A 12567-nucleotide genomic window follows, 5' to 3' on the forward strand; every position below is an offset into this window, starting at 1 on the left:
AAAGATGGCGGATTACGGCGTTCCGCCTAATCCGCCCTACGTGTTTTAGATTTTCTCAAGCTTCACCACCCCGCCGGGCACCGGAACTGCTCCAGCGCCTCCCGCCTGAACGGATTCACAACACTGCTCGCTGTCAGTTGATACACAACCTTGCGGCCCTCAAGGTCGAAGGTCAGTTTGTACCGCTCCCCCTGCGCGCTCGGCTCCAGCACGCCCTTGTCGAGCATGCGAAACCATGCCCAAGGCCCATCGCTACGCAAATCCGCCTTCAACGCCGGCGTCGCCTCCAGGTGCATCTGCCCTCCGGCCTTACCACTCGGAAGCGAAATAGGCACCGGCCGCCCCACCGCGCCGGCGGCGTACAACACCGGCTGCCCATCGATATCAAAACTAATCTTGCTAAACGCCGCATCCGCGCCCAGCGCCGCCAGCTCGAACCGCAGCGACGGCTGCCGCCCGCCCGCGACAAAAAACATCTCCCGCACCCGCGCCGCGCGCTGGAACTGGTTCAGCACCTCCTGCGGCAATCCCGCCGCCGCGCCGCCATCGCGCCATTTCCACTGCGCCCCGCCCATATCCACCTGGGCCGCCAAGTTCTTGGCGAAGAAATCATCCATCACCCCACCCGGACCAAAAAACCGCCCGAAATCGTCGGGCGTCACCTCCTTTGCCGCGCCGCGCGCCAGCGGATAACGGCCGGCGATGGCATCCTGGCAGAACGGTCCGCCGTCCGCGTTCCACAGCGATTGCAAGCGCGCCCGCTCGCCGCCCACGGTGAGGCCGGCGCCGGCGCTGTCGATATTTTTCAGCATGCCGCCAAGCGGCGCCGGCTTGCCGTCGGCCTCGCGCTTGAGGCGCTGCATGACATCGGCCGGCGGCGGCGGCGTTCCCGCCCGGCGCGCGCCATCGGCGGCATCGAAGTACTGCGACGCGTCCTTCAGCATCGCCAGCAACGCATCGAGCGGCGCCGGGCCAGCCGCGCCCGGGGCGCCGACCAGCTTGTGCAGCGCCTCAAAATGCTGGTCGACCGGATTGGCCGCCTTGGCCTCGGGCGGCGGCGCATCCTCGGCGCCCAGCGCCGATTCGAGCTTGCGGCGCGCGGCGGCCAGTTTGCCGCGCACCGCTTCGTCGAGCGCGGCGGCCGTCGGCTTGGCGCCGGCGCCATCGAGCCGGGTCTCGCGCGCGGCCGCCTGCAACAGGGCACGCAGCGGCGAATCGGGCAACGCCAGCGCGTTGGTGACGCGCGCACCCTGCTCAAGGCTGGAAAATGGCACGATGCGCACATCGGCCAGCAAGCCGTCCCATTGCCGGATGTAGTCGGCGTAGTACAGCTGCAGCACCGCCGCGCGCATTTGCTCGCCGCCGGCGGCCGCCAGCGCGCCCTCGGCCTCGCGCCGGTCCAGCACCCAGCTGTCCTTGGCGATATCGAGCATGGCCTGCGGCAGCTGTTTGAGCAGCTCGCGGTAACCGGCGACGCTGTACACACCGGGGATGCCGCGCGTGAGCGGCTCGCCGCTGCCGCGCGCCAGCAGCGGCGAGACGTCGCGTCCCGCCGCCCGATTGACGCTGAACTCCGGCAGGCGCGCCTGCGCCACCTGTCGTTTGATCCGGTTGTAGACGCGCTGCGGCAACGGCATCATCGCCAGGGTCAGTCGCGTCTGGGCGATCAGCGCGGCATCGAGCACGGGCGGCTCGGCGCTGTCGGCGCCATCGGCATCAAGCATCGCGGCGACGTGGGCCGACAGCTGGTCGCGCTGCTCGGCGTCGGCGTCGGGCAGGTTGCGGCTCCAGTCGAAGCCCAGCCAGGCCTGCACCGACTCGGCATCCAGGTGACTCGGCTGGCCCAGCATCAGGTAGACGCGCAAGGTTTCGTACAGCAGTTCCTGGTTGTTGGCGTCGCCGCGGCGCAGCACATCTTCGAGACGGCTGGCGACGCGCGGCAGCAGCGTGGCGCGCAGCAGGCGCCGGTAGACGGTACGGGCGCCCGCCCCGAGCTTGTCGGCCTGATTGAGTCCAAAACGGTTCAGCAGCGGCACGCCGTCGCCGCGCTGGGCATAGCCGCCCGGCAGATCGCGCGCCGCGTGCAACAGCGGCAGCAGCGCCACCACACTGCCCTGCGGCGGCGCCGATTGCGCCATTTTCTCCAGTTGTGCCGCGCGCACCGCCATCTCGTCGACATAGCGCTGGTTGCGCACATAGCTGGTGGCCAGGCCGGCGGCCGTCAACACCAGCAGCACGCCCGCCAGTCCGCCGGCCAGCCAGCGCAGGCGCCGGCGGCGGCGCTCGAAGTCACGGTCGGTGCCGGCCAGCCCGGCCTCCTTGAACATCAATTCCCGCAGCAGATAGGTGATGAAATAACTGCGGCCGCTGGCCGCGTTGGGCGCCAGCACCTTGCGATCGAGTCCGAACGCCGACGCCAGCGACACCATCACGCGGTCGATCGGACTGCCCTCCTGCGTGCCGCTGGTGAAGTACACACCGCGCAGCAGTGCCGCCTGCTCGAAGCGCGTCGACTGGAACACCTCGTTGAGAAAGCCGCCCAACACCTCGCCGATGGCGGCGAACTGCTGCGGGAAGCGGTAGACCAGCGCGCGCCGCTGCAAGTCGCGCTCATGCTGCACGCGTTCGAGCACACGCACCTGCAATTGCCGCTCCAGCGCCTGGAAACGCTGCGGGAAACTGGCCAGGGCACGGCCGGTTTGGTCCTCCACGCCCGCCGCAAACGTCATGCCCCAGACCTGTGCGCGTTCTTCCCGGCCAAGGCCATCGAAAAACTCGACGAAGCCGGCCAGCAGATCGCATTTGGTGACGGTGACATAGATCGGGAAGCTGCTGCCCAGGCGCTCATGCAACTCCTTGATGCGGGCGCGGATCGCCAGCGCCTGCGACTGCCGTCCGGCGGGCCCCTGCTGCAAAAGATCGGCCACGCTCAGCGCGACGATGACGCCATTGATCGGACGCCGTGGCCGGTGCTTTTTCAGCAGACCGAGAAAGCCGCTCCAGCCGGCCTGGTCGAGCGCGCCGTCGCTGTCCTGGGTGGTGTAGCGGCCCGCCGTGTCCAGCAGCACCGCCTCGTCGGTGAACCACCAGTCGCAATGGCGCGTGCCGCCCACGCCGCCGATCGCGCCGGGCCCCAGGGTGTCGGCCAACGGAAACTGCAATCCGGAGTGCAGCAAGGTGGTGGTCTTGCCGCTGCCCGGCGCGCCGACGAACATATACCACGGCAGCTGGTATAGATACTGGCCGTTCCACTGCTTCTTGCCCGGCGCGGCCTTGCGCAGGGCGTCCATCGCCTGGCGCATGCGCGTCGCCAGCAAGGCCTGTTCGCGCAGCGCTTCCGTGGGCTGCGTGGTGTCGCCGGCCTTGTTTTCTTCCGGCGGCGCGAGGCTGGCCATCAAGCGCCGGTTGGCCAGCCTGGCGGCGATCAACTTCCAGAGGAAGTAGGCAGCCCATATGGACAGCAACAACAAAATGATGAACCAGCGCGCGCCGGCCGGCTCCAGCGGCGCATTGCCGTCGAAGGCGAACAGCGGCCCCTCGAACCATACCAGCAGCGAGACAAGCAGCACGCCGAGCAGGGACAGCACCCAGCGCTTCATCAGCCAGGAGAATAGTCGTTTCATAGTCTTCCGCCCGGGCGGCCCACAAAAGTTGTCAATGTTTTGACCGTCACGGCGCCGGCGCCGGTGTCAACACGACGATGTCGACCCGGCGGTTGCGCGCGCGGTTGATCGGACTGTCGTTTGCGACCAGCGGCTCTGTATCGCCACGTCCCTCGGCGGTGTAGCGCGACACCGGGCCGGCGCGCCCCGCCAGCGCCGTCATCACGCCGGCGGCGCGCGCCTTGGACAGGTCATAGTTGGAAGGCAGGCGCGCCGACAGCCCCGGCTTGGTGTTGTCGGTGTGGCCGATGACGACCACCTTGCCCGGCAGTGTGTTCAGTGCCTCGCCGATGCGCGCCAGCAGTGGCGACACCGTGTCGCGCACCTCGGCGCTGCCGGAGCCGAACATGCCGTCGCCGCGCACGGTGATGACGCAACGTCCCGCCGTCTCGCGCACGCTCACCAGGCCTTGGGCGATTTCCGGTGCCAGGAAGCCGGCGATGCGGGGCGGCGCGGCCGGCGGCGGCGCGCGCGGTGGCGCTGGCGTCGTGCGCAGCACGCGGATAGCCGACAATTCGGCAAATACAGGGTCGGACGCGCGGTTCAGCAGGACGCCGCAGACCAGTTGCACGATCAGCAGGACCACGGCGGCGGCGGCGACCAGCACCCATAGCGGCACCCGACGCAGCGGCGATGTGGCGCGCGTGGTCTCGCCGCGCCAGGATGGCGACAGGTCGGCCTCGTAGCTGCCACGGTGCTGACGGATCAGCTGCAGCAGGCGTTCGCGCAGTGTCGCCAGTTGCGCCTGGCCCTGTTCCAGCATGCGGTAGCGGCCTTCCAGGCCAAGAGCCAGGCACAGATACATCAATTCCAGCAGATCGAGGTTGGCGGCGGGATTCTGGCTTAGCCTTTGCAGGATCAGGAACACCTTCTCGCCGCCGGACGCCTCATTATGGAAGGCCACCAGCAGGCTGCGCGTGTTCCACACCCCGCTGCCCCAGGCAGTGCTGGCGATGGTTTCATCGAGCAGCGTGCAAAGCGCATAGCGCGCGGCGGCGATGGCTTCGCTATCGACACCACCCGCGCGGGCCTCGACTTCAAAGGTTTTGAGCGCCTGCGCCAGACGTTCTCGCAACTGCTGTAAATCGGGTGGCTGCGCCGTGGTGCGTAGCGGGACCACCAGGTCGAGCAACGGGTTGGCGGCGCGCACCAGCGGATTGAGTCCGCCGCCGAGCGACACGGGAACCGTCGCTGCGGACGGCGACGGCGGCGATACCGCCGCAAAGCTTGGCGCGGCCGGCTGCGGCGTCGCCGCTATGGGCGTGACGGCAGTGGCGTCGACTGGCGCCGTCGCCGTCGTCGCCGTCGACGCGGGCCGGCGTCCGCCCGGGCGCGGCACCATCATCGTGGCGTCAGGGTCCGGGTTGGGGTCGCGGGGATCTTGCGCGCTCACGCCCGCCTACCTTCTGATGGCCCAGAACTGCATCTGCAATCCAGGAAAATCGCCGGCCACGTGCAATGCGAAGCCGGCCGAGTTGGTGAGGTGCTGGAAGTACTCGCTGCTGCGATCCAGTTCAAAATAGGTGTGACCGGCGTAGAACGGCAATTGGCGCGGTGCCACCGGCAAGGCCCGCAGGCCGATGCCCGGCAGCTGAAGGTTGACCAGGTCGCGGATCTTCTCCACGGAGCCGATCTTGACCTGTGCCGGGAAGGCGTTGCGCACCATCTCGGCCGGCATCTGCGCGTTCACAGCCAGCACAAACGACGCAGAGCGCAGCAGCTCCTTGTCCGGCAACACCGCCACGCGGATGCCGAACTGGCGCTCCTCGAGCGGGATCGCCACGGCCTGCGCGTCCATCACGGTCGACAAGGCGCGTCGCAGATCGGCGATCACCGGCGCAAAGCTCTCGGCCAGATGGTCATGACGATACTGCGCATACGCCGCCGCGCGCTTGCCCGCCTCGGTAAAGGTAGCCAGCTCGCCGGCCAGTTGCAGCATCGCGCTATACAACCGCTCCGGATGCACTCCGGTGGCGCCGGCGAGGTGCATGAACTGAGGCTCGACGCGATTCAGCAACTGCAGCAGCAGGAAGTCGGCTATTTCGGCGGCGCCGGTGGCACCGGGCTGCGACAGCCGCGCGGCCAGCGCGTCGCCACGCTGGTGCAGCAGGCCTACCAGTTCGTCGGCGAAGCCGGCCAGGCGTGGCGCGGCGCGGAAGTCCAGGCATGGCGGACAATATTCGGGATCGAGCACCACGCGGTTGTCGGCGCGCCGCTCGACGATGCGGGCGATGCCCAGTGTGGCGTAAGCGTTGACGACTTCACTCTCCAGCGCGAGGCGCAGGCGCAGCTTACCGACCTGCATCAGCGCGCTGTTATCCAGGCCGTTGCTGTCCCAGACCTCGTAGTCGTCGACGCGGTGGCGGGCGAAGTTGTCCGGGCCGTCCTGGTTGCCCACTTCGGCCACGCCATGGCGGCGCAACGGCAACGCCAGCACCACCAGCACGTTGCGGGCGTCGGCCGGTACGTCGAGCGGCAGTGGCAGATCGTCCTCGGACGGCAAATCGAACGGCGTACCGTCGGGCAGCACCGCGCGGCAGGACAGCAACGACAGCTTGCCCAGCGCCAGTTGCTGCTCGTCGAGCCGCAGGTCGGCGAAACCGTAGCCGTAAGGCGTCAACGCAGCCACCCGCGCCTCGAGCTGGCTTTGCCAGTAACGGTCGTGCTGCTGCAGGTGCTGCGGCTGCAGCAGCATGCCCTCCGACCAGACCACTTTATTTTTCCAAGCCATGATGCCTCATCGATTGCTCATTGATTGTGGAAGCCGCTTCTATTTGCGAGCCTGGCGCAGGCGCGCGACCTGCTCTTCGTACGCCTCCGAGAATTTTTCGCCATACAGACGTTGCAGATCGTCGTCGGCCTCGCGCGCGATTTCGCCGTATAGAACCACCAGGCGGTCCCACAGCTTGGCCTTCCGGTGCGAGACCATCATCTTGTCCATCACGCTCGGCACGGCGAGGCGGCCCTCGATACGCGCCGGGTCGAAGCGCTGCAGCACCGCCGCCAGCGCCGCGCGCATGCCGGCGATGACGGCCAGTTCGTGCGCCTTCAAGTCATCGAACGCGCCGCGCATCGCCTGCACTGGCGGCATGTAGCCGGCCATGGTGTTGGTCAGCATCTGCGTCAGCGCGCTGTCCGGATTGGGGAAGAACTTCAGCGGATTGTTGGCGCTGACGGAGATCATCGTCATATCGATGCGGCTCTCCTTCTTGGTCAGCGCGCGCGCCATCAGCACATCCATGGTGCCGGTGGTCGCCTCGCGCAGCATCGCGCCGACGGTTTCGGCCACCTGCACGCCGGAGCGATTGAGCTGCAAATCCGGCAGGCCAAGACCGCGCAGCAGCGCCTCGAGGATTTCGCTGTCGCTGGCCGCAGGCGCTGATGCCGGGGTTGCCGATGGAGTGATGGCTGCCGGAGACGGCGGCGCGGCCACTGCCTGTATCTGCTCTTCGCGCACGGCTACCGGCTCGCTCACGGGCAACGGCGGAGCCGCCATAGGTTCCTGTTGCGCAGGCGCGGGCGCGACCACCGGCGGCAAAAAGTCCGCCAGCGGATCGTAATCATGCGGAATCGCGAATCCGCCCGACGCAGGCTTGGGCGTGTCAGCCACCGGCATGCGGAACGGGATCAGCTCAGGCGACACATGATCGCTTTCGGCTGCGTGGTGTTGCGGTGCCAAATTCAATCCGAAATCGCCCGGCACGACAGGCGCCGGCGGCGGAGCCGCGAACAGGTTAAGTCCAAGCGGATCGTCGAGGGCCAAAGCCGCACCGTCGGTGGGAGCGATATCGAGTATGCGCGCGCCTGCCAAGGCATCGAATGGCGTGGCTTGATAGGCCGGCGCCGCGACGGGTCTGGGGATCGGCTCCAGCGCCGGCAGCGATACTGGCGCGGCCACAGGCGGCGGCTCGAACAATGGCAACGCGGGATCGTTCATCGGCACCGGCGGCAGCCACGGGGTGGCCGGCGTCTCGGCGAGCACGCGCGCCTCGAGCTGATAGTCGCCGATGACGATGCGGTCGCCGTCGGCCAGCATGATCTCGCGGCCCTTGCCCAGCGGCCGGTCGTTGATCACACTGGGATTGCTGCCGACGTCCTCGAGAAAATACGCCCCGCCACGACAGCTCACCCGCGCATGCGTGCGCGAGATGTATTTTCCTGGATCGTCGAGGACCAGCAGGTTGTCGGGTCCACGTCCCAAGGCGCCACCAGCGTCGGAAAAGCGCCCCGCTGTCGCCTGCGGCGTTGGCTGGTTGCGATACGTGAGAACACTCAGGGTCAGCATCATCGGTTAATCGTCAGGGTTGACATCAATTTATCTTGACCATGGCGCCGCCACTGATCACCATCATCGCCCCTGCCTTGGCCTCAATGTTGGCGTCGGCGGCGATCTCGATCTGAGCGGACTTGATGGTGATCTTGGCCGCCTCGATCTTGATGCTGCTGCCGCCCACCTTCAACTCGATCGACGTACCGGCCTCGATGGCGATGGTGGTGCCCACCTTGATCTTCTGCGCGCCGTCGATGGCGATGCTTTCGTCGGCACCCACCTTCACCGTATGGTTCTTGGCGATGTCGACGCCCTGATCGTTGCCCACCTTGATCTTCTCGTCGTGGCCCACGTCGAGCATGCGGTCGTTCTTGATGGCGATGTCCTGGTCGCCCTTGGCGGCGGTTTCGAAGCCGACCTTCAGCACGTCGTTGTTCTTGACCACGCGTTTGAAATCGCGCTCGGCCTGCACGTAGACTTCTTCCGCGCCCTTCTTGTCCTCGAAGCGCAACTCGTTGTAGCCCTCGCTGCCCTTCGACGAATTCGACTTGAGGGTGGACTTGGTCTGCTCGGCGGGCAGCGCGTACGGCGGCAGCGCGTCCGAGTTGTAGACGCAACCGGTGATCAGCGGCCGGTCAGGATCGCCCTCGAGGAACTCGACCACCACCTCCATGCCGATGCGCGGAATGAACATCGTTCCCCAGCCCTTGCCGGCCCAGCTTTGCGACACGCGCACCCAGCACGAGCTTTTCTCGTCATCCTGGCCCAGACGGTCCCAGTGGAACTGCACCTTGACCCGCCCGTATTTGTCGGTCCAGATCTCCTCGCCGGCTTTGCCGACCACCATTGCAGTCTGCGGCCCCTGCACCACCGGCTTGCGCGTCACCGGCAACGGCCGGAACGCGAACGCGTTGCCGATCGCCGCAATCGTCACCTGAAAATCGATGCCACCGCCACCAGTACGGTAATCGACGCCCTTGATCGCGTAAGCGGCCTCCGTCACCAGGTAGGTGCGGTTCTGGTCGTCGCGCGGATGCTCGGCCAACGTGAACAAGCCTCCCGTGCACAGCGCGCGCGCGTTGCTGGTGGCGTCGATGCGCTCGCCCTGGCCGTGCAGGCTTTCCATGCGCCCGCGCGCCAGCGCCGTGCCGTCGGCGGCCAGGGTATAGCCACCGGGGTAATCGAACATCTCGAACGCGGACTGTTCGAAAGGCGCGGCGATGGTCGACTTCACCAGCAGGCCACCGCTGTTGCTGGCGGCGGCCTTCTCGAAATCGAAATCGTTCAGGGCAAAGGCGCTCGACCCGATTTCGCCCGACGCCGACCATGCGTAGACCATCTCGTCATCGGTGCTCACGCGCCGGTCCTCGCTGGAAAACTTCAACGCCTCGCCGGGAATGGGCACGTGCGCGCCATAGGAATCGGCCAGCACCATCGTGTGCTTGTCGGCGTCGTGCGTGAAGAAGAAGTAGATGCCGGCGCCCTCCAGCAGGCGGCAGACGAAGTTGAAATCGGTCTCGCGGTACTGCACGCAGTAAGGCAGCTTGGGATAGGTGCCGCTGAGCGCGCCGGCCGACAGGTCAACCAGGCCGCCGTACGCGGCGGCACCGCACACCTCGGCAACGATTTCGGGCACCGACAAGTCCTGGAAAATGCGACAGTTCGACGCGCGCGTCAACAACCACAACCACGGATGGACAACGGCCTCGTAGGAGGCGCCGTGATTGTCCCAGCCGTTGCTGCGAAAGCGCGTGACGACACCGTTGAAATGGCGTACGCCGCCACCGGCCAGATTGATGTGCACGCCCATCGGCTTGCCGAGCACGTCGCCGATGCGGATGTCCTTCTTCGCGCTGCTGAGCTGCACGCGGTACTCCGACAGCCGTCCCAACTGCTCGGTGCCATTCATCGAATGGAACAACAGCGCGTCGCCCGCCAGCGCGGAGGTCACGGATATGTCGCGGTGGGCTTGCGTTGCGGGCATCGGTATCTCGGTTTCTTTCGTGTTAAGGAATCATGGTCTTGACGGTGCCGGCCGTGCTGAAGGCGATCACACCTCCCCAGTTGCACATGCATTTCGATACGTTGTCGAGCGCCGGCATGTTGGCGATTAACACCGTCGGCGCGCCCGGCACCCACGGCGCGCTGGTGGCCGGAATGCACGGCATCGGCGTCAGTACGCCCAGCGCGGCGGCGGTGGCGGCAATCACCATCGGGTTGGCCATCGAACTGCACATCCCGAACGGCATGATGTTCACCATCGGGATGTGGTCCATGATATTGGCCGCCGGCGGACCTTCGGCTAGCACCTTGTTTTTTGGCGGCACCATTAGTGAGGAAGGCGCGACGCCGAAGGTGCAGGTCATTAATGCACCCATGGATACTTGGTTTGGCATTCTTACTCCAGAGAATAGGCAAACAAGCTTCAGTCGATTTACAACACGATCAAAGCGAGCAAGATTACTCTTTAAAATCTAAATTTGACTACATAGTATTTAGCTGTATCGCAGTCACGGGTTTATTCCCTGCTCTAAATTTATCGAATTTTTTATGCGCTATGCTTAACGCATCATCCTCGCAGCGATTTAAATAATAAGCGTAAAGCAAATATCCATAGCCAACCTGCCATGCTTCCTCGTCTAATTTATCAAATGGGGGATTTTTCTTCATAAATGCACGCGCACCCTTACTTTCTAAACAAATATCGTCTTCAGTAGGTTGCAGTTGCCTAGTAACATCTGTCAATGCAAGTTCGGTAACTTTCTTCATAATCTCACCCCGGGGCTTCTCCGGAATGCCAACGACGGCGACTGAGAGAGATGGAAAAACATTGTCTGGCGCACAGCTGGATATTACCCATTTCTGTAAAAGCGGAACAAGTGCTCCTGGATCGACTGGTCCATGCACAAATTTTGTTTCCACCTCGCTAAATCTGGCGGCCTCACCAATTGTCATAGCAAAAAAACCAATAGCTATCTTGCAGTTTTTTACGACGTTTTCGTCTAGATTTTGTTCACCCAATCCGTGAATATAATTTTTTATATTCTCGCAGTGAACTGAAGCATCGGAGATCGAAAAATGGTTAATCTGCATTCCCTCTGCTATACCTAGTGCACCGTAACCGGATTCGAACGGAAGGGTTATTATGTTGGGAATTCCTCCAAATTCTTTTGCTTGGTTTTTAGTAACAAACCACTGCCTCTCGGCCAATCGCATTCCTAGAATATAGAGTGTATTTCCTAGTAGGCAAACGTCAATTGAACAATCATTTTTCTCGTCAAATATTGCCACGGCAATACGTCTCATTCCTTTATTCAGACGGTCATTTAGGATATAATATGGCGGCCTCCAAGTACACAGCTGCATGCGTACTCTTCTAATGCTTTCGGTATATTCCTCTACATTTTTATAGCTAAAAAGAATTCCATTATCTTCCATGTCATACTCCACAATTTAAATTGGGTAATGGGGTCAAGTCTGGCATTTGGACACGACCTCAACTAAGGCTTTTCGCGATGGCAACATTCAATTAATTTATTCTTTAGGTTTTGCCCGAATGTCAGATTTGCCCCTGAAAACCTGACTCTTGGGCCATGGGGTCAAGTCTGGCATCTTGGGCCATGGGGTCAAGTCTGGCATCTGGACACGGCCCCAGCTAAAACGTTTCTGCGAGACTGCCAGTGGAGCAATCACTAACAGCTCATCAGCACGAAGAACTGATCAGCACGTTCCGGAATATCGGATCTTCCCCTAGTTGCGAGTCCGAACTGCGTCGTTAACTGTTTGCCTTGTGCGACAAGGAAGAAGGTCTTCAATTCCGTCACTCCGACTTCCTTGGGGTGCATTTATTCCGAGATCGGTTTGCATAGTGGTTCCTCGCATCGTGGAAAAGACGGTACGGAGCGGATCAGGCGCCTGGGTAAAAATCAAATCTTGAGTTTTTCCGATAGGGTGCTTGAACCGTCTCTATTAAAATAATGAAAAGCCCTCAAGACGTATTCGGCGGAGCCCGTTGGGAGGCATATATGGCGCATCAAGGCCAAGTCCTCCAAGGGCGTCATGCACCGCGTAGCAAAAATCAGTTCAGTTAGAAATGGAAATCCCCCAACACCCTCGGTATTTTCGGGAAAAATCGGCGATGTACCTTTCGCCTCTCGAGCAAAGCAATACACACCAACCGCCATACGAATCGCAATCTGGGCTCTTAACTGCTCATGTTCTTTTTCACTAATGAAAACTGTCAACATTCGCCAATGCGCAAATCTCGTTATGCCTCCCCTTGTCTTTTGCAATTGATATTTCATGTTTTCAATACTACTTCGCACGGTGGCCTTCAACTTTACGGTTTTTGCAGTGGATTCTAATTTTGTATCGCTATCTATATACTTTACCACCGTCCCTACATCATAAGGTCCCGCTTTATTTTTATACACCGCAGCGGACTCTTTTCCGATTGGCCCCTCAAATTCATAGCAGATGTCGGAGGCGATGGGGCCATTCGGATCATGTTCGACCATCACCATGTGGCCGGAGTCGCTCGGCGAGTGCCCAATCCATGCTTGAAACGTAATATTCGGCATACAAGATCCTTTACAAATGTGATCAACACATCTCTAACCGGCGTCAAGTCTGACA

8 protein-coding genes are annotated in these 12567 nt (G+C 62.7%); all 8 read right to left on the reverse strand.

Features of this window, described 5'->3' with window-relative positions:
- Positions 1-62 precede the first annotated feature (62 nt).
- Positions 63-3623 (reverse strand): type VI secretion system membrane subunit TssM, encoded by a 3561-nt coding sequence (gene tssM, locus AC0IYS_RS16820; RefSeq protein WP_471706234.1) that lies wholly within the window; start codon positions 3621-3623, stop codon positions 63-65.
- A gap of 46 nt (positions 3624-3669) precedes the next feature.
- Positions 3670-5055: a type IVB secretion system protein IcmH/DotU gene (gene icmH / locus AC0IYS_RS16825; RefSeq protein ID WP_471706235.1), complete on the reverse strand. Its 1386-nt coding sequence runs from the start codon at positions 5053-5055 to the stop codon at positions 3670-3672.
- 6 nt (positions 5056-5061) lie between these two features.
- On the reverse strand, positions 5062-6393 hold the full coding sequence (gene tssK / locus AC0IYS_RS16830) for a type VI secretion system baseplate subunit TssK (RefSeq protein ID WP_471706236.1): 1332 nt from the start codon (positions 6391-6393) through the stop codon (positions 5062-5064).
- A 39-nt stretch (positions 6394-6432) separates the two neighbouring features.
- Positions 6433-7950, reverse strand: a complete 1518-nt coding sequence (gene tagH / locus AC0IYS_RS16835) for a type VI secretion system-associated FHA domain protein TagH (protein WP_471706237.1) — start codon at positions 7948-7950, stop codon at positions 6433-6435.
- A gap of 22 nt (positions 7951-7972) precedes the next feature.
- Positions 7973-9916 carry a type VI secretion system Vgr family protein gene (locus AC0IYS_RS16840; RefSeq protein ID WP_471706238.1) on the reverse strand — a complete coding sequence of 648 codons (1944 nt, stop codon included), beginning with the start codon at positions 9914-9916 and terminating at the stop codon, positions 7973-7975.
- A 22-nt stretch (positions 9917-9938) separates the two neighbouring features.
- Positions 9939-10328: a DUF4280 domain-containing protein gene (locus AC0IYS_RS16845; RefSeq protein ID WP_471706239.1), complete on the reverse strand. Its 390-nt coding sequence runs from the start codon at positions 10326-10328 to the stop codon at positions 9939-9941.
- An 88-nt stretch (positions 10329-10416) separates the two neighbouring features.
- Entirely contained in the window at positions 10417-11370 is a 954-nt protein-coding gene (locus AC0IYS_RS16850) for a ribosome-inactivating family protein (protein WP_471706240.1), read from the reverse strand.
- Positions 11371-11858: 488 nt separating this feature from the next.
- Positions 11859-12512, reverse strand: a complete 654-nt coding sequence (locus AC0IYS_RS16855; protein ID WP_471706241.1) for a hypothetical protein — start codon at positions 12510-12512, stop codon at positions 11859-11861.
- Between the last annotated feature and the right edge of the window lie 55 nt (positions 12513-12567).

The sequence above is a fragment of the Duganella sp. AC237 genome, assembly GCF_979254035.1.